This window comes from Actinosynnema sp. NPDC020468 (assembly GCF_040642015.1).
Classification (GTDB): Bacteria; Actinomycetota; Actinomycetes; order Mycobacteriales; family Pseudonocardiaceae; genus Actinosynnema.
Map to the genome: position 1 here is coordinate 82,503 of NZ_JBFAEO010000029.1, position 22,381 is coordinate 104,883.

General features: G+C 74.1%; 18 protein-coding genes. 9 read left to right on the top strand and 9 right to left on the bottom strand.

The genetic code is table 11. The annotated features are described in order from the left end of the window. Positions 1–2: 2 nt before the first annotated feature. Both AB0G50_RS21535 and AB0G50_RS21540 read right to left on the bottom strand, forming a co-directional pair. Positions 3–473: a peroxiredoxin gene (locus tag AB0G50_RS21535; RefSeq protein WP_360111349.1), complete on the bottom strand. Its 471-nt coding sequence runs from the start codon at positions 471–473 to the stop codon at positions 3–5. A 61-nt stretch (positions 474–534) separates the two neighbouring features. Continuing rightward, positions 535–1,092: a TetR family transcriptional regulator gene (locus AB0G50_RS21540; RefSeq protein ID WP_360111352.1), complete on the bottom strand. Its 558-nt coding sequence runs from the start codon at positions 1,090–1,092 to the stop codon at positions 535–537. A gap of 101 nt (positions 1,093–1,193) precedes the next feature. Between AB0G50_RS21540 and AB0G50_RS21545 the strand changes: the two genes are divergently transcribed. Together AB0G50_RS21545 and AB0G50_RS21550 are read left to right on the top strand one after the other, a co-directional pair. After that, on the top strand, positions 1,194–2,384 hold the full coding sequence (locus AB0G50_RS21545) for a cytochrome P450 (RefSeq protein WP_360111355.1): 1,191 nt from the start codon (positions 1,194–1,196) through the stop codon (positions 2,382–2,384). Between the two features lie 5 nt (positions 2,385–2,389). Next, a complete protein-coding gene (locus AB0G50_RS21550) occupies positions 2,390–2,605 on the top strand; it encodes a ferredoxin (protein WP_360111400.1) in 216 nt (71 codons plus the stop codon). An 8-nt stretch (positions 2,606–2,613) separates the two neighbouring features. Here the strand turns inward: AB0G50_RS21550 and AB0G50_RS21555 are convergent, their stop codons facing one another. Then, the gene (locus tag AB0G50_RS21555) at positions 2,614–4,071 is read right to left on the bottom strand and encodes an aldehyde dehydrogenase family protein (RefSeq protein ID WP_360111358.1); all 1,458 of its coding nucleotides are present in this window, start codon (positions 4,069–4,071) and stop codon (positions 2,614–2,616) included. A gap of 472 nt (positions 4,072–4,543) precedes the next feature. Next, positions 4,544–5,425 carry a universal stress protein gene (locus AB0G50_RS21560; RefSeq protein WP_360111361.1) on the bottom strand — a complete coding sequence of 294 codons (882 nt, stop codon included), beginning with the start codon at positions 5,423–5,425 and terminating at the stop codon, positions 4,544–4,546. 238 nt (positions 5,426–5,663) lie between these two features. Here AB0G50_RS21560 and AB0G50_RS21565 point away from each other — a divergent pair, with 238 nt between their 5' ends. From AB0G50_RS21565 to AB0G50_RS21580, 4 genes are all read left to right on the top strand, one after another. Further along, on the top strand, positions 5,664–6,185 hold the full coding sequence (locus AB0G50_RS21565; protein ID WP_360111364.1) for an OsmC family protein: 522 nt from the start codon (positions 5,664–5,666) through the stop codon (positions 6,183–6,185). Between the two features lie 268 nt (positions 6,186–6,453). Continuing rightward, positions 6,454–6,822: a hypothetical protein gene (locus tag AB0G50_RS21570; protein ID WP_360111367.1), complete on the top strand. Its 369-nt coding sequence runs from the start codon at positions 6,454–6,456 to the stop codon at positions 6,820–6,822. After that, the gene (locus AB0G50_RS21575; protein WP_360111370.1) at positions 6,819–7,226 is read left to right on the top strand and encodes a roadblock/LC7 domain-containing protein; all 408 of its coding nucleotides are present in this window, start codon (positions 6,819–6,821) and stop codon (positions 7,224–7,226) included. Before AB0G50_RS21570 ends, AB0G50_RS21575 begins: the two co-directional genes overlap by 4 nt. 46 nt (positions 7,227–7,272) lie before the next feature. Then, positions 7,273–9,360 carry a hypothetical protein gene (locus tag AB0G50_RS21580; protein ID WP_360111373.1) on the top strand — a complete coding sequence of 696 codons (2,088 nt, stop codon included), beginning with the start codon at positions 7,273–7,275 and terminating at the stop codon, positions 9,358–9,360. Between the two features lie 162 nt (positions 9,361–9,522). Here AB0G50_RS21580 and AB0G50_RS21585 read toward each other — a convergent pair whose 3' ends face one another. From AB0G50_RS21585 to AB0G50_RS21605, 5 genes are all read right to left on the bottom strand, one after another. After that, entirely contained in the window at positions 9,523–10,173 is a 651-nt protein-coding gene (locus tag AB0G50_RS21585) for a hypothetical protein (RefSeq protein ID WP_360111376.1), read from the bottom strand. A gap of 92 nt (positions 10,174–10,265) precedes the next feature. Further along, positions 10,266–10,916, bottom strand: a complete 651-nt coding sequence (locus AB0G50_RS21590) for a response regulator transcription factor (protein ID WP_360111379.1) — start codon at positions 10,914–10,916, stop codon at positions 10,266–10,268. Then, on the bottom strand, positions 10,901–11,986 hold the full coding sequence (locus tag AB0G50_RS21595) for a hypothetical protein (RefSeq protein ID WP_360111382.1): 1,086 nt from the start codon (positions 11,984–11,986) through the stop codon (positions 10,901–10,903). The genes AB0G50_RS21590 and AB0G50_RS21595 overlap by 16 nt, the downstream gene beginning before the upstream one ends. Before the next feature lie 7 nt (positions 11,987–11,993). Then, entirely contained in the window at positions 11,994–13,079 is a 1,086-nt protein-coding gene (locus tag AB0G50_RS21600; RefSeq protein WP_360111385.1) for an ATP-binding protein, read from the bottom strand. 64 nt (positions 13,080–13,143) lie between these two features. Beyond that, positions 13,144–13,980, bottom strand: a complete 837-nt coding sequence (locus AB0G50_RS21605; protein ID WP_360111388.1) for an SAM-dependent methyltransferase — start codon at positions 13,978–13,980, stop codon at positions 13,144–13,146. Positions 13,981–14,113: 133 nt separating this feature from the next. On the opposite strand from AB0G50_RS21605, the gene AB0G50_RS21610 reads away from it, so the two are divergent. From AB0G50_RS21610 to AB0G50_RS21620, 3 genes are all read left to right on the top strand, one after another. Further along, positions 14,114–15,793, top strand: coding sequence for an FAD-dependent oxidoreductase (locus AB0G50_RS21610; RefSeq protein WP_360111391.1), 1,680 nt, complete (start codon positions 14,114–14,116; stop codon positions 15,791–15,793). Next, complete coding sequence (locus AB0G50_RS21615) at positions 15,793–17,286, top strand: ATP-binding protein (RefSeq protein ID WP_360111403.1); 1,494 nt, start codon at positions 15,793–15,795, stop codon at positions 17,284–17,286. Before AB0G50_RS21610 ends, AB0G50_RS21615 begins: the two co-directional genes overlap by 1 nt. Before the next feature lie 348 nt (positions 17,287–17,634). Beyond that, the gene (locus AB0G50_RS21620; RefSeq protein ID WP_360111394.1) at positions 17,635–21,906 is read left to right on the top strand and encodes a beta-ketoacyl synthase N-terminal-like domain-containing protein; all 4,272 of its coding nucleotides are present in this window, start codon (positions 17,635–17,637) and stop codon (positions 21,904–21,906) included. Positions 21,907–22,381: the final 475 nt, after the last annotated feature.

The following is a 22,381-nucleotide window of genomic DNA, read 5'->3' on the forward strand; positions in this document are numbered from 1 at the left end:
CGCTATTCCCGCGCGCGCAGCACCTCCAGGGCCCGGTCGGCGTGCGCGACCATGTTCACCTCGCTTTTCACCACGTCCAGCAGCACGTGGTCGGACCCGATGACGAACGTCCACCGGCGGGTTTTCAGCGCGGCCAGCGGACCGGGCAGCGGCACCTTGCGGCGCACTCCGAACAGGGTCGCCACGGCACCGTCCGGATCGGACAGCAGCGGGTAGTCGAAGCCGTTCGTCTCGGCGAACTCCCGTTGCCGCGCAACGGAATCCGCGCTGATGCCGACCCGCTGGGCGCCGAGCCGGGCGAACTCCGCGGCGAGGTCGCGGAAGTGGCAGCTCTCCATCGTGCAGCCCGGCGTCAGCGCGGCCGGGTAGAAGAACAGCACCACCGGGCCGGAACCGGTGAACTCGGTGAGCGACCGCGGCTGGTCCTTGTGGTCGGACAGCGTGAAATCGGGGACCAGGTCACCTTTTTCCATTCGCCAAGGCTAGCCGGGCGCGGCGCCCGCACAGGTCCACCAGAATGGTGAAAAGCGGTGGTCACTCGGCGCGTTCGAGCAGTGTCCGCACCGCGGGCGCGAGCAGTCGCACCACCTCGTCGGGGTCGGCGCCGCGCAACGGCTCGGCGCCCGCGACCTCGCGGACCAACCCCAGCCCGAGCACCCACGCCAGCACCAGTTCGGCGCGCAGCTCCGCGTCCGGCGCGTCGGTCAGCGTCGCGAGCACCCGGGTGTAGTCGTCGCCGAGCCTGGCCCGGACCTCCGCGGCCGCGCGGTCGCTGTGCGCGGCGCGCAGGAACACCGCGATCGACTGGCCGTCGCCGGTCAGCAGTCGGCGGATCATCGCGGCCGGCAGCGCGGCGGCGGGCGTCGACTCGAGCTGCTCGCGCCCGCCGCGCGCGACGACCTCCTCGAACAGCGCCTCCTTCGAGCCGAAGTACCGGAACAGCAGCGCCTGGTTCGCGCCCGCGCGGGCCGCGATGTCGCGCACCGTCGTCCGGTCGAACCCGCGTTCGGCGAACAGGACCGCCGCGGCGTCCAGGATCAGGGCCTTCGTCGCGGTGGCGTCCCGCTTGCGGACCGGCGGTTCGGACGTCATGGCGGCCGAGGGTAGTGCGTCGCGCTGAGTGCGCGCGTTGACGCGCTGCGTCACCGTCGCTAGCTTGTAAGCAACCGCTTACAAAGTGGAGGGGTTCCCGGATGACCACCACGCGCGTCGAGCCCGTCTCCTACCCGTTCAACGAGGAGGAGGGACTCGACCTCAACGAGGCCTACGCCGCGGCGCGCGACGCCGACGGCATGATCAGGGTCCGGATGCCGCACGGCGAACCGGCCTGGCTCGCCACCCGGTACGCCGACGTGCGCCTGGTCCTGGGCGACCGCCGGTTCTCCCGCGCCGCGTCGGTCGACCACGACGAGCCGCGGATGTCACCGGGCAGGCGTCCCGGCGGGATCCTGGCCATGGACCCGCCCGACCACACCCGGCTGCGCACCCTGGTCGCCAAGGCGTTCACCGGCCGTCGCGTCGAACTGCTCCGCCCGCGCGTCGCCGACCTGGCCACCGGGTTGATCCGCGACATGAAGGCCGCCGGTCAACCCGCCGACCTGGTCGAGGACTACGCCCTGCCGATACCGGTCGCGGTGATCTGCGAGCTGCTGGGCGTGCCGGCCGCCGACCGGCCGCGCTTCCGGGTGTGGAGCGACGCCGCGCTGTCCACCAGCGGGTTGACCGCCGAGGAGTTCGGGCGCAACCGCACCGAACTGCTCGACTACATGGGCGGCCTGATCGCGCGGCACCGCGAGGAACCCGCCGACGACCTGATGACCGCGTTGATCGAGGCCCGCGACGTCCGCGACCGGCTCAGCGAGGAGGAGCTGGTCGACCTGTGCGTCGGCATCCTCATCGCGGGCCACGAGACGACCGCGAGCCAAATCCCCAACTTCGTCTACACGCTGCTCGAGCAGCCGCGCCGGTGGCGGCGGCTGGTGGAGAACCCGGACCTGGTGCCGGCCGCGGTGGAGGAGCTGCTGCGGTTCGTGCCGCTGGGCGCGGGCGCCGGGTTCGCCCGCTACGCCACCGAGGACGTCGAGGTCGGCGGCGTGCTGGTGCGCGCGGGGGAGCCCGTGCTGGTCGCGATCGGCGCGGCCAACCGGGACGGGCTGCGGTTCGACTCGGCCGACGAGCTGGTGCTCGACCGCGCCGACAACCACCACGTCGGCTTCGGCCACGGCGTGCACCACTGCCTCGGCGCGCCGCTGGCCAGGCTCGAACTCCAGGAGGCGCTCCTCGCGCTGCTGCGCGACCTGCCGGACCTGCGGATCGCGGGCGACATCACGTGGAAGACGCAGATGCTGGTGCGCGGTCCGCGGTCGATGCCGATCGGCTGGTGAGCACCGTGACCTGGCACGTGTCGGTGGACGGGCACACCTGCATCGGCTCGGGCATGTGCGCCGCGCTGCTGCCGGAGCTGTTCGCGCTGCGCGGCGCCACCGCGACCGCGCTGCGCGACGAGGTGGCGCCGGACGAGGAGGTGCTCGACGCCGCGGACTCGTGCCCGGCGTCGGCGATCCTCGTGACGGAGGAGGGCCGGGAGATCGGTCCCCGGCCCTGACCCCGCGGCTAGAACGGGTAGTGCGGGCGGTCGGTGGCGACGGTGATCCAGCGCGTGTTGCTGAACGCCTCCACGCCCCACCGCCCGCCGAACCGCCCGTAGCCGCTGGAGCCGACGCCGCCGAACGGCGCCTGCGGCTCGTCGCCGACCGTCTGGTCGTTCACGTGCACGATGCCGGTCCGGATCCGCCGGGCGAGCGCCAGCCCGCGCACGCCGTTCTCGGTCAGGATCCCGCAGGTCAGCCCGTGCTCGGTGTCGTTGGCCAGCGCGGCGGCGTGGTCGTCGTCGGTGAACGTGGCCAGCACGCACAGCGGCCCGAACGCCTCGCCGTGGTGCAGGTCCATGTCCGGCGTGACGTCGGTCAGCACGGTCGCCGGGTGCAGCGCGCCGGTCGGCTCGTCGCCACCGGTCAGCACCGTCGCGCCCTTGGCCCGCGCGTCGGCCACCAGCGCGGCGACCCGCTTCGCCGACCGCGCGTCGACCAGCGGTCCGATGATCGTTCCCGGCGCGGTCGGGTCGCCGGTCGGCAGCGAGGCGACCTTGGCGGTGAACCGCGCGGTGAACTCGTCGGCGATCGCCTCGTGCACCAGCACCCGGTCGCCGGACATGCAGATCTGCCCGGCGTTGTGGAACACCCCGAACACCGCAGCGGCCACCGCGTGGTCCAGGTCGGCGTCGTCCAGCACCACGATCGCGTTCTTGCCGCCGAGCTCCAGCACGGCCGGCTTGAGGTGCCGCGCGGCCAGCTCGCCGATGATCCGGCCGACACCCGTCGACCCGGTGAAGTTGACCGCCCGCACCCGAGGGTCGGCGACCAGCGCCTGCGCCACCTCGGCGGCGTCCGCCGGATCGTTGGTCACCACGTTCAGCACGCCGTCGGGCAACCCGGCGTCGCGCAGCACGTCGGCGATGAAGTACCCGCACGCCAACGGCGCGGCCTCGCTCGGCTTGAGCACCACGGTGTTCCCGGCGGCCAGCGGCGCGGCCACGGCCCGGGTGCCCAGGATCAGCGGCGCGTTCCACGGCGCGAACGCCGCCACCACCCCGACCGGCTCCCGCACGCCGAGGCTGAGCCCGCCGTGCTGCGTCGCCAGCACGTCGCCCTGCGGCGCCGTCACCGCGGCCGCGGCCTCGCGCAGCACCTCGGCGGCCAACCCCACGTTGAACAGCGCCCAACCGCGCACCCCGCCGACCTCGCGGGCGACCAGCTCCACGGCCTCCTCGGCCCGCGACTCGAGCAGGTCCGCCGCGCCCAGCAACAACTTCCGCCGCGCGAACGGACTCACCCCGGCCCACTCGGCGAACGCCGCCTGCGCCGCGTCGACCGCGCGCGTGACGTCCTCGACCCCACCGGCCGCGAGCACGGCGTGCACCTCGCCGGTGAACGGGTTGTGGTCCTCTACCTCGCGCCCGGACAGCGCGGGCGCCTCAACGCCGCCGATCACGAGTCCGCGTCGGGTGGTCATCGTCGTCCTCCCCAGGGTTTCCGGTCCGGAGACGATACGTCCCCCATTCCCCGTCTTCTAGCACGACTGTGTGGACCAGTTGTCGACACGCGAACGGCCGCGGCCCGTCCGGCCCAACGTTCACCCGGTAGGACCGGCGTCGACGCGCAATCCTGCGGCTCGACGGCGTGTCGGTTGCAACACGCCGCAACCCGAGAGGGGCTCGGTCTCCCGGCAATCGGCGATGCCGGACGGGCCCGCCGCGGTGGTGACGGGGAGTGGTCGTCGGCGCGGCGGACCGAGCCCGATGAGCCGGCCTCCCCGGCGGCCCGGCGCCCGCCGCGAGCGTCCCCGGCCCGGCGGACACCGCCGCACTCCGCTGCCGCTGTTCGCGCCGGCCGGGCTCACGGCCGCTTTCGGCGGTGGCGTCCAGGGCGGTGACTTCGTCGTGGGGCGACGCGCGGGGGCGGGCACGGCCCGCCCCCGTCGGGATTCAGGCGCGTACGACCGCCAGCGGTCCCGGGGTGTTGTGCAGCAGCGCGTGGCTCACCGAGCCCAGAAGGGCGCGGCGGACCAGGCCTCGGCCGTGGCTGCCGACGACCACCAGCGACGCCCGGTCGGCGTGCTCCAGCAGCGCCTCCGCCGGGCGCGCCGACACCGTCACCCGCTCGACGGCCACCTCCGGGTGCCGCTGCTCCGGCCCGGCCAGGGCCTCCCGCAGCAACGCCTCCGACGAGGACCGGAACAGCTCCGGGTCGTACTCCCAACCCGGCACCGGGCTCAGCGCCTCCAGCGGGAGGGCGGTCCACGCGTGCACGGCGACCAGGCCGAGACCGTGGCGCGCGGCGAAGTCGAACGCGAAGTCGATCGCCTTCGCGCTGGTCTCCGAGCCGTCGACGCCGACGACCACCGGGCCGTCCTCGACACCGCCGTCCCGCACCACCACGACCGGCGCGGGCGCGTGCGTCACCACGTCCGCGGCCACCGAACCGACCGAGCGGGCCAGGGCGCCCGACCCGGAGGCACCGACCACCAGCAGGTCCGCGCCCTCGGTCACCTTCTCCAGCACCTGCGCCGGGTGGCCGTCCAGCACGTACGCCTCGACCTGCCCGCCGACCTCGGTCGCCACCTCGGCGACCTTGTCGTGCGCGTACTCCCGCACCGTCTCCTCGCTCACCACCTGCGGCAGCGGTGACACGGTCGGCGTGAACACCACCTCGGGCAGCGCGCCGCGCACCGCGTACACCACCACGAGCCGCCGCCCGGTGGCCCGCGCCTCCCGCGCCGCCCACCGCACCGCCGCGCGGGACCGGTCCGTCCCGTCGAACCCGGCGACCACCGCGCCCTCGCCGACCACCTCGTCCGTACCCGCCACCGGCGAACCTCCTTGAGCGACACCTGCGGAAAAGCCCGGGGTGCCCACCAGACCACAGGTCCAACCACGACGCGCCCGCACCACTCGATCAGGTGGCCGGGGAGTCCGAAGTGGACGGTGCGCTCTTACCACAGCGGCACCGCTCCCGCACCGCTTCCCACCATGCGGTTGAGCCGAACGGCGGCGCGCCGGCGCGGCATCCTGACCGGGAGTTCCCCCTCACCCCCGGGAGGCCGCCATGACCACCGAAGTGCAGAGCCCGCTCAACGACGTCGACATCAAGGCGGTCGGCGACCTGGTCGCCGCCGTGCAGACCGACCCCGCCAACGCCCGCACGACGTGGGCCGCGCGCGTCCGCTGGAAGGGCGCGTTCCGGTCCGAGGCCGCGGTCCGCTCCTTCGACCCGACCCCGTCCGACGAACCGACCGCGCTCGGCGGCGGCGACACCGCGGCCAACCCGGTCGAGCAGCTGCTCGGCGCGCTCGGCAACTGCCTCGCGGTCGGCTACGCGGCCAACGCCACGGTGGCCGGCATCGCGCTGGACTCGCTGACCGTCGAGGTCAAGGGCAACGTCGACCTGCACGTGTTCCTCGGCCTCGCGGACGGCCACGCCGGCTTCGACTCGATCACCGCCACCGTCCGGGTGGAGTCCGACGCGCCGCGCGCGGACCTGGAGTCGTTGCACGAGAAGGTGATCCGGTCGTCCCCGGTCGGCCACACGCTCGCCGCCGCGGTGCCGGTGGACATCCGCTTGGCCTGACCGCCCGGCGGGTGGGGCGGTGCTCGGCCGCCGCCGCACCCGCCGTTCGGCCACGCCCGACCGCACCCCGGCCGGGTGCGCGAGATCGTCGTCGGCCGGAATCCGCGAGGGGCTCGGCGCGTTCTCTTGATCACACCGGGTGGCTTCGCAAAGTAACATTCCTGCCCTATTCACTCGCCCAAACGATCAGCGGCTACCCGGAACAGGGGATCTTCTGGGTACGGTGCGTGTCGGAATCGGCCGGTGCACTGGGGTGGAGGTCCCGCGGGTGAACATCGAAGAGGCGTTGCGCGAGGCGATGTCGGTGGAGGGCGCGATGGGCGTCGCGCTGGTCGACTACGACAGCGGCATGACGCTGGGCGCGCTGGGCGGCAACGCGCTGCTCGACCTCGAGGCCGCGGGCGCGGGCAACACGGAGGTGGTGCGGGCCAAGCTGCGCACGATCGCCTCGCTCCAGCTGGACGACACGATCGAGGACATGCTGATCACGTTGACCAGGCAGTACCACATCATCCGGCCGCTGGCCGAGCTCAAGGGCAGCAGGCTGTTCCTGTACCTGGTCCTCGACCGCGCGCGGTCCAACCTGGCCCTGGCCCGGCTGCACCTGCGGCGCGTCGAGCAGGCCCTGACCGTATGACCGGCAACCGCGTCCAGATCAGGCTCACCGACCCGGACGCGCTCGGCCCGCTGCTGGCCAGGGTGCGCGCCGAGGTCGACGGTGTCGACGGCCTCGCGGTGACCAGCCGGGACGGCATCGTGGTCGCCGCCGACCTCGCGCCGGGCACCCCGCACCCGGACGACGCGGCGGCGCAGGCCTCCGCGATGGGCGCCGCCTCCGCCGGCGTCGGTCAGCGCTTCGTCCAGTTCTCCGGACTCGGCAGGCTCCAGTCGGTGCTGCTGGAGGGCGACCGGGGGTGCATCGCCGTGCAGCCGTTGAGCGGCACGCTGCTGCTGGTCGTCCTCGGCACGCCGGGCACGGCCATGGGCCTGTTCACGCTGGCCGTCCGCCGGGCGACCGCGATCCTGCTCGCGCCCGAGTAGCCGGAAACCGGTGGTCGTCGCACCGTCCGCGAGGGACGATGGCCCGGTGATCGACTCGCTCCTCATCCGCAAGACGCTGCGCGTGCCCGCCGACCCCGCGCCGGCGGGCGACGGCGCCGCGGTGGCACGCCAGTTCGACGCCGCCCTGATGGCGGTGGGGTTCAAGGGATCCGGCCCGCTGCTCGCGCACCTGGCCGCGCTCGCGCCGGACGTCGCGCTCGACCGCGCGGTCGTGGCACTGGACGCGGTGCGCGCGCTGGTCGGCGACCACGTGCGGCACAACCCGTACTTCGTGGACTTCCCGGCCGGCGTGCCGAGCACGGTCGAGCACTGGTTGTCCTGCCTCGGTGTCCGCTGGGGCAACGACGCCCTGTTCCACACCGCCGTCTACGGGCGGTACCGGCACGACTTCGCCGAACTCGTGCGCGCGCACGAGGAGTTCCTGCCCGCCGTGACCGACCGGCTGACCGTCCTGCACCTCGGCGACACGTCCGCGGTCGAGACGGTCCGGCTCTACCGCGCCCTCGCGGGCTCGACGGTGCCGGGCAACGAGGAGGACCTGCGGCTGTTCGCGGGCCTCGCCGAGCTGTGCGCGGGCGAGGACGTGCCGGTGCCGCCGATCCGGGAGGTCCGCGCCGTGCTGAACGGCGTCCGGTTCGGCCGCGGCCTGCCGGTGGTCGGCGTCGACACGGTCACCGACGTGCTCCGCCTGGCGTGCCAGGTCTCCGGCGGCGACCCGACCCTGCTCACGCCCACCCGGTTCCGCGCGTTCCGCCGTCCCGAGCGGCGCGCGCTGATGGCCGTGCTGGACGACGTGGTGGCGGCGGACGAGACCAGGCTCGGCGACGTGGCGCGGTTCGCCCGGCGCTGGCAGCGGCTCGGCGAACGACTGCACCCGCACGAGTACCCGGACCGCCCGCACGCGCGCCGGGTCTTCGCGGTCGCCCGGGGCGACGAGGAGTTCCGGTCGCCCGCGTCCCACGTGGAGCGCGCCTTCCGGTCCGGCGACGCGACCCGCGCGGTCGAGTTGCTGTCCGCCTCGCCCGGCGCGTTCGCGCGGTCGCTCGACCGGCTGCTGCGCGTGGCCGACCCGGACGTGGTGCAGCGCGCGCTGGAACGGGTCGTGGGCCGGGTGTCCGGTCGGGTGCTGCTGTCGGTGCGCGAGCACCTGCTCAACCGGACCGAACCGGGCGGTTCCCGGGTGTTCGTCAACCGGTTCGGCCGCGGCTGGGCCACGACGGACGAGCGGCCGCCGTTCGACCGGGCGCGGCTCGCGGCGATCGAGGCCACTGTGGACGCGGAGATCCGCTCCCGGTTGCCCGACCGCGGCGCGGTGGTGGTCGACCCGGCGGTACTCGACGTCGCGCTCCCGTTGTCCGGCAAGACGACCGCCGACGGGTTCGGCGTGCTGCCGCGCGGTTCGGTGACCCCGGCCGACGGCGAACTGCTGCGGTTCTTCACCTACTGGCGGGAGAGCGCCCGGACCACCGACCACGACCTGTCGGTGATGCTGCTGCACGAGGACTTCACCTTCGCCGGCCAGGTGTCGTGGACCAACCACCACGCGCTCGGCGCGTACTACTCCGGCGACGTGACGGAGTCCGAGCACGGCGCGACCGAGTTCATCGACGTGCCGCTGGAGGGTCTGCGCGGGCACTACGTCGTGCCGCAGGTCAACGTGTACTCGGGTGAGGGGTTCGACCAGGTCGCCGAGTCGCAGTTCGGGTACATGCTGCGCTCGCTCGACCAGCGCGGCCTGCCCTTCGAACCGGCGACGGTGCGCCTCAGGTCGAGCACCCGGGGGCCGGGCCGGATCGCGCTGCCGGTGGTGTTCCACCGCGGTCCCGCCGGCTGGGTGGCCACCTGGACCCAGCTGTACGGCCGGGGCTTGGACCAGCACAACCGGGTCGAGGACAACCGGTTCGGCACCGCGCTGCTGGCGCGCCAGGTGTTGCGGCGCCGGTACTTCACGGTCCGGGACCTGCTGACCCTGGCGGGGGAGTACACGGTGGACGACGGCCGGACGACGTGGACCGGGCCGGTCACCTACGTCGGTCTCGCCGCGCCGGACGGGCTGCCCGCCGGGTCGGACGTGATCACCACCGCGCGGTTGACCGAGCTGGTGCCGGCGTAACCGGGTTGATCACCCGGGAGCGGGGTCGCTACTGTGGCGCGGTGAGGCCATGAGGGCGCTTCCTCCCACACTCCCAGGCTCTAGTGCCTTCCTTCTCCTCACCTCGGCATCGCGAAGGCCCCCGGGACCAGGTGGTCACCGGGGGCCTTCGTCGCGGGCCGGTCAGCCCTTCCAGACCACCGGCGCCTTGTCGTAGCCGTCGCCCTTGTCGAAGCTCGCGGCGACGATCTTCGCGCCCTCGCGGGTCGCGGTGAGCACGCAGGTCTCGTACTTGACGCCCGCGGTGGTGAAGTCCTTGCCGGCGGTCTCGGACTCGCACTTCGCGGTCTCGCCGGAGATGATCACGCCGCTGCTCTTGCCGTCCTCGCCCAGGCCGCGCAGGCTCACCGAGCTGTAGGCGAGGTCCGTGCCGCCGAGGTTCTCCACGGTCACCCGCACGTAGAACGGCGTGATGCCCTTGGCCTTGTCGCCGAACTTCGCCAGGTCCGCGTTGTCGCCCTGCTCGATCGCGGTGACGGTGATCGCGATCGTGCCGCTCTTGTCGGTGCCGTACTTGAAGGGCACCACGGCCCGGTCGCCGACCTTCAGTTCCGTGCCGGGCGCGGTGGCGTCCGCCGAGGACGTCTGCGGTGTGCCGGACTTGGTGGCGCTGGGCTTGGTCGCGCTGCTCGTGGTCGACTCGGCGGCGCTCGTGGTCTCCCGCGCGGTGGTGCCGGCGTCGGCGGTGGTCGCGGTGCCGGACGTCGTGCCGCCGCACGCGGACAGCAGCAGGGCGGCGGCTGCGATGAGCAGGGGTCCACGGACGTGCGTCAACACGGATCTCCTTCACGAGAGGGGTTGCCCGCGACGCTAGCGGCCCGGCGCGGTCGGTGCTGTCGGTCGTTCGCACCACAGTGGCCGGTCGGTCAGAGGTCGTCGATGTCGATCAGTCCGTCCTGGATCGCCCGCGCCACCAGGGCCGCCTTCGTCGGCGCCTCCCGGCCGATGAGCGCGTACTTGATCCGGATGCGCTCGAGGTGCGAGTTGACCGTGCTGAGCGAAATCCCGAGCCGCTGCGCGACGAAGTCCTTGGACTCCGACTGGAACCACTCCACCAGCACCTCGGTCTCCCGGGCGGACAGCGCGGGCCGGTGGTCGGACCGGTCGCCCGCGAGGGCGCCCGCCAACGACGGCGGCGTGTACGGCGCGCCCTCGGCCGCCGCCCGCGTCGCCTGCACGAGGTGCTCCTCGCCCTCGGCCTTGGTGAGGTAGCACAGCGCGCCGGACTCCAGGCACTGCAACGCGATCGCGTCGTCGGCCCGCATCGAGTACACCACCACCCGCCGCCCGGCCTCGACCAGCCGCCGCAGGTCGCCGAGCACCGGCGTCGGTCCGCCCAGGTGCAGGTCGAGGATCACCACGTCCGCGTCCGCGCCGGGTCCGACCCACGCGTGCCGCACGTCGTCACCGGCCGCGGCCACCCGGATCGGCGGCTCGCCGGTCGACAACCAGTACGCCACCCCGGCCCGCACGGCCGGGTGGTCGTCCACCACGACCGCGCTCACCTCACGCGCCATCTCGCCTCCGTCCGCGTCCGGCCACCGTACGTGTCGGTCTCCACGGCGACCGCCCGGCCGCCGGCCGGCTCGACGCCGTTCGACGGGTCGGGCGGTGTCGCGGTGGTCGGGCCGCCGGTCGCGACGACCGCCACCCGCACCTCGTCGGGGGTGCGCAGCAGGCTCACCCGGGCCTTGCCGTGCGCGGCCGACAGCGCGGTGGCCAGGGGAGTGGTGAGGGCGCGGCGGACGTCCTTCGGCACCGGCACCGGCGCGCCGCCGACCGCGAGCGACACCGCCACGCCCCGTCGCTCGGCCACGTCCACGCACGCCGCCACCTCGTGCACCAGCGGGTCCGGCACGTCGTCGTTCTCGGCGAACAGCCGGCGCAGCTGGGTCGCGGCCAGGGCGCACCGCCGCCGGGTCTCCTCGTCGCGCGGGTCGAGCACCCCGTCCGCGAGGTCGGCCAGCAGCGGCAGCGTGGCGCCGAGCTGACCCGCGAAGCCGGTGCGCAGGTCCTGCTCCCACTGCCTGGCCAGCGCCACCCGCGTCTCGGCCCGCTGCTGCGCGGCGGCGGCGAGTTCGGCCTGGCGGGCACCGCGCCGCAGCACCCGGATGATCACGAACATGCCGAGCTGGAAGCTCGTCACGCTCAGCACGACCACACCCGCCCGACCCACGTCGGCGCGGTCGGGCGCGCCGGCCGACAGGAACTGCGCGATGCTCACCACCACGTGCAGGCCCAGGGCGCCCACCAGCGGACCGGACCGCTCGGTCAGCAACAGCAGCAGGTGCCACCCGACCAACCCGAACGACCAGTGCGCCGGGCCGAAGAACCCGTCGGCGGGCAGCGCCGCGTTCGCCGCGACCGACGCGCCCAGCACCGCGACCGCGCCGCACGCCTCGACCCACCCCGGCAGCGGCCGCCGCCGGGCGACCCACGGCGCGCACCCGGCCGTGACCAGCGCGAACACCCCGAAAGCGATACCGGCGGCCGGCGCGTGGTCGTACCGGAGGAGCGGCACGAGGCTCAAGCCCGGCTGGATCGTCGCCACCACGCCCAGCAGCACCAGGCGCATGGTGGCGGTCACGTGCGCCTCACCCACGCCACACCAGCCGGACCGTCGTGCCCCCGCCCGGCCGCGACGTCACCTCGGCGTGCCCGCCCACCGCCGCCATCCGCTCGACGATCGACCCCCGGACACCCCGTCGGTGATCGGGCACGGCGTCCGGGTCGAAGCCCACCCCGGTGTCGGACACCGTCACGACCACGCCGTCCCCGGCCGCCACCTCGACCCGCGCGGTCGACACGCCCGCGTGCCGGCGCACGTTGCGCAGCGCCTCCCGCACCGCGCGGACCAGCGCCAGTGCCACCGAGGTCGGCACCAGCGCGGTCGCCCACACCGCGTCCACCCGCAGCGGCACCCGGTCCAGCACCGGGCGCAGCGAGGACGCCAGGTCGACCGGGGTGTCGCCGGGCACGCCCGACCCGCCGGTCAGCACGGCCAGGTCCCGCCGCGCGTACCCGGCGACCTCGTCCGGGTCGGTGTCGCGCACCGCGACCGCCAGGAACGTCGCCGCCGCCGTGTCGTGCAGCAGCGCCAGGTACTCGCGCTCCCGCCGCCGGGTCGCCACGGCCACCGCCTCGGCCCGTTCCAGCGCGGCCCGCCCGGCCTGGAGTTCGTCCACCTGCCTGCTCGACCGGCGCAGCAGCGCGAACGCGAGCCAGGCCAGCGAGCACTCGACCACCACCCGGGCGACGGTCGTGGGGACGTCGTGGAACCCCGACCCGACCAGCGCGACCGCGACGAGCCCTGCGGTCACCGGCACGGTGACCTTCGGCGACCACTCCCACTGGAGGGTGATCGCGGTCGTGGTCAGCACGTTGAGCGCCCACTGGTCCGCGTCGCCGAGCCACCCCTGCGCCGCGCACACCGCGACCACGCGGGCCACCGCCGCCACCAGCGCCCAGCGCCGGGGCCCGAGGTCCGCGACCGCGCCCACCAGCATCAACGCCAGCAGCGCGACGCCGAGCGGCAGGGCGTCGGCCGGCACGCCCAGCACGCCGAACGCACTGATCGACAGCACCCCGACGCCGCGGACCGGTCCGGCGAAGCGGCCGAGCGCCGCCTGGAAGCCCGCCTCCACCCGCCCTACCTGCGCGAGCGGGGGAGAGGCGGTCATGGGATGACCCTATCCGGCCGGGTTCACCCGTAAGGGTCACTATTCCTTCAGTGTTGACTAAAGATCAGCGTCGGGCGTGCACCAGGCTCGACACCCGCGCCGGACGCAGCGAGTCCGACCGCTCCCACAACGCCGCGTCGACGGACTCGCGCTGCCCCACGGACGCGACCGACCCGAACCCGTGCCGGCGGACCAGGGCCGTCGCCTCGGCGACGCCCGGGAAACTGCGCCAGGGCTCACCGCCCGCGGCCACCACCGGACCGACCGCCCGCACGTAGAGGTCGCCGACGTCGTCCCGCTCGCCCTCGGGCAGCAGGTGGTCGAACACCAGTTCCGACCCCGGCGCGAGCCGGCCCAGTTCGCCCAGCACCCGGTCGACGGTGGCCGCGTCGAGGTACATGCTCACGCCCAGCCACGCGACGACGGCCGGCCGGTCGAGATCGAACCCCACCGCCGCCAACCCGTCGGCGAGGGATTCGCGGGTGAGGTCGACCGGGGTCGACACCGCGGGTGATCGCATTCCCGCCGCCTTTTCCCGGTCGGCCTTCCAGGCCCGGGCGGCCGGGTGGTCGACCTCGAAAACGCGGACGGCGGTCGGATTCCGCAGCGCGAAGGTGTCGAGTCCCGCGCCGAGCACCACGTATTGGTCGACGCCCCGTCGCACGGCGGCCAGGACGGCGGTCTCGGCGTAGCGGGCCCGGCACACGACCTCGGCGCGGGCGGTGGCCAGGATCGGGTTCGCGCCGTGTTCCCGGTGGTAGGAGAGCAGTGCGTCGGCCTGGTCACCGAGCAGCGGCGCGGCGAGGTCGTCGGCGAACACGATCGGGGCGTGGTCGACCAGGAGGTGCGCGGCGCGCGCGGCGGCGGCGGTCAGCGCGGTTCTACCGGGGGAGGGAGTCACGCCACGACAATAGGCGGATGATTTCGGATTATATCACAAAAAGAAATCTTCCACGAGTGGGTAAAAGGTTGCGAAGGTGTTCCGGTCGACGCGGGGGTCGTGCGCGTGGCCGCCGGCTGATTGACTGTGCGGCATGACGACAGCCCAGGTCGCCCGCCCTTCGATCCTGACCGTGGACGACGATCCGTCGGTGTCCCGCGCCGTCGCGCGCGACCTGCGCCGCCAGTACGGCGAGGCGTACCGGATCGTGCGCGCGGAGTCGGGCGCGCAGGCGCTGGAGGCGTTGCGGGAGATCAAGCTGCGCGGCGAGGAGGTCGCCGTGCTGCTGGCGGACTACCGGATGCCGGGCATGAGCGGCATCGAGTTCCTGGAAGCGGCGATGGACCTGTTCCCGGTGGCGCGGCGGGTGCTGCTGACCGCGTACGCGGACACCGACGCGGCGATCCAGGCGATCAACGTCGTGGACCTGGACCACTACCTGCTCAAGCCGTGGGACCCGCCGGAGGAGAAGCTGTACCCGGTGCTGGACGAGCTGCTGCGGGCGTGGGGCGAGACCGACCGCAAGCCCGCCAGGCAGGTGCGGGTGGTGGGGCACCGGTGGTCGCCGCGCTCCTACGAGGTGCGGGACTTCCTGGCGCGCAACTCGGTGCCGTTCCGCTGGCACGCGCTGGACGACGCGGACCAGGAGGCGGCGCGGCTGCTGGCGGCGGCGGACCTGGACGGGTCGCGGCTGCCGGTGGTGGTGACGGCGCAGGGCGAGGCGCTGGTGCAGCCGTCGGACGGGGAGCTCGCCGACCGGGTGGGCCTGAGCACGACGCCGTCGACCGACTTCTACGACCTGATCGTGGTCGGTGGCGGTCCGGCGGGGTTGGGCGCGGCGGTGTACGGCGGTTCCGAGGGGTTGCGGACCGTGCTGGTGGAACGGCGGGCGACCGGCGGTCAGGCGGGCACGAGCAGCCGGATCGAGAACTACCTGGGTTTCCCGGACGGGGTGTCCGGTGAGCAGTTGACCGGGCGGGCGCGCCGGCAGGCGGCCAAGTTCGGGGTGGAGATGCTGACCACCCGGGACGTGGTGGCGCTGGAGGCGCGGGGCGCGGCGCGGGTGGTGCGGTTCGCGGACGGCACGGAGTTGGCCGCGCACACGGTGATCCTGGCGACGGGCGTGTCCTACCGGATGCTGGAGGCGCCGGGTCTGGGCGGGTTGACCGGTCGGGGCGTGTTCTACGGTGCGGCGACGACCGAGGGTCCGGGGTGCGCGGGTCAGGATGTGTACCTGGTGGGCGGCGCGAACTCGGCGGGTCAGGCGGCGCTGTACTTCGCGGGGCACGCGCGGCGGGTGGTGCTGGTGGTGCGGGGCGACTCGCTGGAGCGGTCGATGTCGCACTACCTGATCGAGCAGTTGGCGCGGGTGCCGAACATCGAGGTGTCCTGCTGCACGGAGGTCGTGGGCGGTTCCGGGGAATCCCACCTGGAGTCGCTGACGTTGGTGCACAACAAGACCGGTGACACCAGGACGGTCGAGGCGTCGTGGTTGTTCGCGTTCATCGGTGCGGCGCCGCACACGGACTGGTTGGCGGGCACGGTGGCGCGCGACGAGCGCGGTTTCGTGCTGGCCGGTCCGGACCTGGTGGCCGACGGGGCGCCTCCGGCGGGTTGGGAGCCCGCCCGGCCGCCGTACCACCTGGAGACGAGCCTGCCGGGCGTGTTCGTGGCGGGCGACGTGCGGGCGGAGTCGGTGAAGAGGGTCGCGTCGGCGGTCGGTGACGGCGCGATGGCGGTGTCGTTGGTCCATCGTTACCTGGAGAAGTCGTGATCGAGAACCTGACCGCGGACGACCTGCGCGACCTGTTCCTGTTCGAGCACCTGGACGAGGACAGGTTGGCGTGGCTGGTGGAGCACGGCCAGGTGGAGACCAGGGTCGCGGGCTCGCGGGTGCTGTCCGAGGGCGAGGAGGCGACGTGCTTCTTCGTGCTGCTGGACGGCGAGGTGGCGTTGAGCCGCACGGTGGGCGGTGAGCGGGTCGAGGTGATCCGGAGCAGCCACCGGGGTTCGTACTTCGGCGCGACCCAGTCGTTCGTGAGCGCCGGTGGCGTGGCGACGCGGTTGTACGGGGCGACGGTGGACGCGGTGGTGGACACCCGGATGTACCAGTTGCCCGCGGACGAGTTCGGGGCGATCTTCCGGGAGTGGTTCCCGATGGCGGTGCACCTGCTGGAGGGCCTGTTCCTGGGCATGCAGAACACGAACCGGGTGGTGGCGCAGCGGGAGCGGCTGCTGGCGCTGGGTTCGCTGTCGGCGGGGTTGACCCACGAGTTGAACAACCCGGCCGCGGCGGCGGTGCGGGCGACGGCGGCGTTGCGCGAGCGGGTGGCGGGCATGCGGCACAAGCTCGCGATGCTGGCGAAGGGGAAGTTGGACCCGGCGGTGCTGCCGGCGCTGGTGAGGTTGCAGGAGGAGGCGGTCGAGCGGGTGGCGAAGGCGCCCAGGCTCAGCCCGATGGAGACCGCGGACCGCGAGGACGAGGTGTCGGACTGGCTCGACGCGCGCGGCATCGAGGGCGGGTGGGACCTGGCGCCCCGGTTGGTGGCGGGTGGCCTGGACGTGGAGTGGTTGGAGAAGGCGGTCGGGTTGTGCCCGCAGACCGCGTCGGAGCCCGCGGTGCGGTGGCTGGGGTACACGGTCGAGACCGAGAGCCTGATGAACGAGATCGAGGACGCGACGACGCGGGTGTCGACGCTGGTGGGCGCGGCGAAGCAGTACTCGCAGATGGACCGCGCGCCGTTCCAGGTGGTGGACGTGCACGAGTTGCTGGACTCGACGTTGGTGATGCTGGGTGGGAAGTTGGGCGACGGCGTCGAGGTGGTGCGGGAGTACGACCGGTCGCTGCCGGCGCTGCCCGCGTACGCGGCGGAGTTGAACCAGGTGTGGACGAACCTGGTGGACAACGCGGTGGCGGCGATGGGTGGTCGCGGCACGTTGACGGTGCGGACGTGGCGGGACGGCGACTGCGCGGTGGTGGAGGTCGGCGACACGGGCGCGGGTATCGCGCCGGAGGTGAAGTCGCGGATCTTCGAGCCGTTCTTCACCACGAAGGCGGTGGGCGAGGGCACCGGGCTGGGGTTGGACATCTCGTGGCGGATCGTGGTGAAGAAGCACCACGGCGACATCCGGGTGGAGTCGAGGCCGGGTGACACGCGGTTCTCGGTGTGGTTGCCGCTGACCGTCGAGGCGCCGCGCGAGGGGTTGGCCGCGGTGGCCGACCTGCTGGACGGCGCGGACCCGGCGGTGCTCGGCGACCCGGCCTGACGGGCGTCCGTTTTCCGCCATTCGGGGCGGGTGTCGGAAAAAGGTTGCATTTGCGCGGCCCGGCCGCGAAGGTATTTCCGGGTACTGGTTTCCCGGGTAGCGGCATTATCACGCGTACGAGTTACCTCAAGCGGGTGAATTCGTGCCTGGAACCGGCAATTCGGTGACAGTTTTAGTGGAATAAATCATGCGCTCCGCCCGGTTCGGGTGATCTTGCCTGAATAAGTTGCGAGGAGGCGTGAAACTTCGCCAGAATCGGTCGAGGAACTCGGCACCGGAGTATGGCCTGTGAGTTCCTGGATGCTCTTTTTCCCGACGATTCGTCGGTCACCGAGAAAGCGATAGCGCATGGCACACGAACACGAGTACCCCGAACCCGTCGCGATCGTGGGGATGGCCTGCCGGCTGCCCGGTGGCATCGCCTCGCCCGAGCGGCTGTGGGATTTCGTGTCGGCGCGCCGCAACGCGGTCGACGGCTTCCCCGTCGACCGGGGCTGGGACCTGGCCGACCTGTTCGACCCCGACCCGGACCGACCGGGCAAGTCCTACGCGCGGGAGGGTGCGTTCGTCTACGACGCGGGCGCGTTCGACCCGGCGTTCTTCGGCATCAGCCCGGCCGAGGCGCGCGCGATGGACCCGCAGCAGCGGCTGACCCTGGAGACCACGTGGGAGGCGCTGGAGCGCTCGGGCGTGGACCCGACGAGCCTGCGGCGCACCCGCACCGGCGTGTTCGTCGGCGCGATGCCGCCCGAGTACGGGCCGCGGCTGCACGAGGCGGTCGGCGAGGGCGACGGCCACCTGATGGCGGGCACCTCGCCGAGCGTGATCTCCGGCCGGGTCGCCTACACGCTGGGCCTGGAGGGTCCGGCGATCACCGTGGACACCGCGTGCTCGGCCTCGCTCGTGGCGCTGCACCTGGCCTGCCGGTCGGTGCGGTCGGGCGAGTCGGACCTGGCGGTCGCGGGCGGCGTCACGATCATGTCCTCGCCCGCGGTGTTCGTGCAGTTCAGCAGGCAGCGGGCGATGGCGCCGGACGGCCGGTGCAAGCCGTTCGCGGCGATCGCCGACGGCACGTCCTGGGGCGAGGGCGCGGCGGTGGTCGTGCTGGAGCGGCTGTCCGACGCGCGCCGCAACGGGCACCCCGTGCTGGCCGTGCTGCGCGGCACGGCGGTCAACCAGGACGGCGCCAGCAACGGGCTGCTCGCGCCGAGCGAGGCCGCGCAGCGGCAGGTCATCCGGCTGGCGCTGGCCGACGCGGGCCTGCGGCCGGCGGACGTGGACGCGGTCGAGGCGCACGGCACCGGCACCCGGATCGGCGACCCGGTCGAGGCGCACGCGATCCTCGCCACCTACGGCCAGGACCGGGCCGAGCCGCTGCGGCTGGGGTCGGTGAAGTCCAACGTCGGCCACACCCAGGCGGCGGCGGGCGTCGTCGGGGTGATCAAGATGGTGCTCGCGCTGCGGCACCACGAGCTGCCCGCGACGTTGCGCGCCGAGGTGCCCTCGCCGCTGATCGACTGGTCGAGCGGCGCGGTGGAGCTGCTGGTCGACCCGCGCCCGTGGCCCTCGGGCGGTCGGCCGCGGCGGGCCGGGGTGTCGTCGTTCGGCATCTCCGGCACGAACGCGCACGTGATCGTCGAGGAGTCGCCGGACCGGGACACCCCGGCCACGCCGGACCGGTCGGGCGCGCTGCCGTGGGTGCTGTCCGCGCGCACCGACCAGGCGTTGCGCGACCAGGCCCGGCGGCTGCGCGAGCACCTGCGGTCCGGCGCGCCCGGCGGCACCGGCGACATCGGCTTCTCGCTCGCCACCACCCGGACCCCGTTCGCGCACCGCGCGGTCGTCGTCGGCCGGGACCGGGAGCGGCTGCTGGCGGGCCTGGACGCGGTGGCGTGCGGCGGCGAGTCGGCGGACGTGGTGCGCGGCCGGGCGGTGGAGCAGCCCGGTCCGGTGCTGGTGTTCCCCGGCCAGGGCGCGGAGTGGGCGGGCATGGGCCGGGAGCTGCTGCGGCACTCGCCGGTGTTCGCCCGGGTGGTCCGCGAGTGCGACGAGGCGTTCCGGCCGTACGTGACCTTCCGGATCGCACACGTGCTGGCCGCCGGGTTGCCGGTGGACCGGGTCGAGGTGGTCCAGCCGGTGCTGTTCACGCTGATGGTGGGCCTGGCGGCGGTGTGGCGCTCGCACGGGTTGCGGCCGGCCGCGGTCGTCGGCCACTCGCAGGGCGAGATCGCGGCGGCGCACGTCGCCGGCGTGCTGACCCTGGCGGACGCGGCGCGGATCACCGCCGTGCGGTCGCGGCTGGTGCGGACGCTGGACCGGGACGGCGCGATGCTGTCGGTCGGGCTGCCCGCCGACCGGGTCCGCGAGCTGCTGGCGCGGTGGGCCGGGCGGCTGGAGGTGGCCGTGGTCAACGGGCCGGGCTCGACGGTGGTGTCCGGCGACGCGGACGCGGTCGAGGAGCTGCGGGCGGTGCTCGGCGGGAGCGGGGTGCGGACCAAGCGGATCGTGGACTTCGCGTCGCACTCGCACCACCTCGACGTGCTGCGGGCGCCGATGCTGGAGGAGCTGGCCGACGTCAGCCCGCGCGAGGCGCGGATCCCGTTCCACTCCACGGTCACCGGCGGGCGCGAGTCCGGCGCCGGGCTCGACGCCGGCTACTGGTACCGCAACCTGCGCCGCACGGTGCGGTTCGAGTCGGCGGTGCGGGGGCTGCTCGACGCCGGGCACACCGCGTTCGTGGAGGTCGGCGCGCACCCGTTGCTGATCATGAGCGTGCAGGAGGTCGCGGGGCAGCGGGACGTCACCGCCGTCGGGTCGCTGGCGCGCGGGCAGGACGACGTGACCGCGCTGCACCGGTCGATGGGGGAGTGGTGGGCGCACGGCGGCGTGGTCGACTGGACGCCCGCGTTCCCCGGCGCGCGCCGCGCCGACCTGCCGACCTACCCGTTCCAGCGGCAGCACCTGTGGCTCGACTCGCCCACCGCGCCCCGGCTCGGGCTCGACCTGGCCGACGAGAACGCGGTGGCGCGGGCGCTGGGCATCACCGACGCCGTCCGCCGCGAGGCGCTGCGGGCCGTGCTGCCGGCGTTGCAGGCGTGGCAGGGAGGGACGTCGCTGACCGCCCGCGCCGACGCCGCCCGGCACCGCGTCGTGTGGCGCCCGGCCCGGCCCGGTCACGGCGTCGGCCGGCCGTTCGCGCTGGTCGTGCCGGGGTCGGCGGTCGAGCACCCGTGGACCCGGGCGCTGGCCGGTCGGGCCGAGTCGGTGCTGGTGGACCCGGACGCGGAGGCCTTGCGGCGGCTGTCGCACGACGTCGCGGTGGTGTCGCTGCTGGCGCTGGGCGCCGAGGCGTCGGCGACCGCCGCGCTGCTGGCCCAGGTGACCGGGCCGGTGTGGTGCCTCACCAGCGGCGCGGTGTCGACCGGTGTCGGCGACCCGGTGTCCACGCCGGCACAGGCGTTGGTGTGGGGGCTGCGGCAGACGTCGCGGGCGCCCGGTGGCGCGGTGGACGTGCCGGCGCGGGTGGACGAGGCGAGCGTGGCGCGGGTGCTGGACGTGCTCGCGGGCCGGGTGGACGAGGACGAGGTGGCGGTGCGGCCGACCGGGACGAGCGCCCGCAGGCTGGTGCCCGCGCCGCCCGCGCTGGAGGAGTGGCGGCCGCGCGGGACGGTGCTCGTCACCGACGGGTTCAGCCCGGTGGGTCGGGACGTGGTGAGCCTGCTCGCGGCCCGGGGCGCGGCGCGGGTCGTGGTGCTGCGGCCGCCGACCGCGGACCGGACCGAGGACGTGGCGTTGGAGGCCGAACTCGCCGCGCAGGGCGTGGACGCCACGATCGTCGGCTGCGACCCGGCGGACCGGTCGGCGCTGGCCGACCTGCTGGCCGGGATGGACCTGACCGCCGTGCTGCACACCGCGCCGCTGGGCGCGGACACCCCGGCCGCGGACCTGATCGCCGCGGCGACCCACCTGCACGAGCTGACCGCGGACCGGGCGCTCGACGCGTTCGTGCTGTTCTCGCCCGCGCCGGGTGTCTGGGACCCGGCGTGCGAGCGGCGGTTCCTGCCGATGGCGGCGTACTTCGACGCGCTGGCCGCGCACCGGCCGGGCGCGACGTCGATCGGCTGGCAGCCGATGGGCGCGGACGTGCTGGGCGCGGTGCTGCCGCGCGCGGTCCGCGAGACGACGCTGACGTGCTTCACCCCGCACTGGACGGCGCTGCCCGCGTCGACCCTGGCCCGGCCGCTGCTGGCCGAGCTGTCCGGCCGTCCCGGTCGGTCCGACCTGGCGGGCCGGCTGGCCGACCTGCCACCCCGGGAGGCGTTGCGCGCGCTGGAGGACCTGGTCCGCAAGCACGCGGCGGCGGTGCTCCAGTTCACCTCGGCGACCGAGCTCGAGGGCGCGACCACGTTCCAGGAATGGGGTTTCACGTCGCTGTCGGCCCTGCAACTGCGCAACCGCCTGAACACCGCGACGGGGTTGAAGCTGCCCGCGAACCTGCTGTTCGACCACCCCACCCCGGCCGCCCTGGCGCGCGAGCTGCACACCGGCATCCTGCGCGCGGCGACCGCGCCGGTGCCCGCCGAACGCCCGATCGGCGACGGCGCGGGCTGCGGAGCCTGACCCGAGGGCATCGCGGAAGTGGTCCACTGTGGACGGAGGGATGCCGTGCCGGCACCCGACGACCACCGGGCCTTCCAGGGGAGTGCGCTCGCAGTGCGGCTCGCGGCCGCGAGCGCCATGCCCGACGAGCGCTGGGGTTCCCGCCGGGAGGGATTCCGCTCGCCGGTCGGTTCGCGGCGAGCGCGGTATCCGGTGACCGTCGAGCCCTCGGCCGGAGGGAGTGCGCTCGCCGGTCGGTTCGCGGCGGCGACCACCGGGTCCGGCCCGCCGGGCGGCGTTCGCGGGGATCGCCCGTGCCGGCGCCACGTGCCGCGTCCCGCCCACCGGTCGTAAGCGGTCGGAGCGGCCTGGGTTTGGTCCACTGTGGACTCACGGTGTGACTCGTCCGGCGCCCGCACCCCGCCGCCCGAACGCCCTGGAGGTGCGCGACCGCCACGAACGCGAAGGCCAGGCAGTACACTCGGACCGGCGCCAC

What these genes read in the sequence shown, in the direction of transcription:
- AB0G50_RS21535 (WP_360111349.1), bottom strand. Translation starts at nt 473, where the DNA reads ATGGAAAAAGGTGACCTGGTCCCCGATTTCACGCTGTCCGACCACAAG.
- AB0G50_RS21540 (WP_360111352.1), bottom strand. Translation starts at nt 1,092, where the DNA reads ATGACGTCCGAACCGCCGGTCCGCAAGCGGGACGCCACCGCGACGAAG.
- AB0G50_RS21545 (WP_360111355.1), top strand. Translation starts at nt 1,194, where the DNA reads ATGACCACCACGCGCGTCGAGCCCGTCTCCTACCCGTTCAACGAGGAG.
- AB0G50_RS21555 (WP_360111358.1), bottom strand. Translation starts at nt 4,071, where the DNA reads ATGACCACCCGACGCGGACTCGTGATCGGCGGCGTTGAGGCGCCCGCG.
- AB0G50_RS21565 (WP_360111364.1), top strand. Translation starts at nt 5,664, where the DNA reads ATGACCACCGAAGTGCAGAGCCCGCTCAACGACGTCGACATCAAGGCG.
- AB0G50_RS21575 (WP_360111370.1), top strand. Translation starts at nt 6,819, where the DNA reads ATGACCGGCAACCGCGTCCAGATCAGGCTCACCGACCCGGACGCGCTC.
- AB0G50_RS21590 (WP_360111379.1), bottom strand. Translation starts at nt 10,916, where the DNA reads ATGGCGCGTGAGGTGAGCGCGGTCGTGGTGGACGACCACCCGGCCGTG.
- AB0G50_RS21600 (WP_360111385.1), bottom strand. Translation starts at nt 13,079, where the DNA reads ATGACCGCCTCTCCCCCGCTCGCGCAGGTAGGGCGGGTGGAGGCGGGC.
- AB0G50_RS21610 (WP_360111391.1), top strand. Translation starts at nt 14,114, where the DNA reads ATGACGACAGCCCAGGTCGCCCGCCCTTCGATCCTGACCGTGGACGAC.
- AB0G50_RS21620 (WP_360111394.1), top strand. Translation starts at nt 17,635, where the DNA reads ATGGCACACGAACACGAGTACCCCGAACCCGTCGCGATCGTGGGGATG.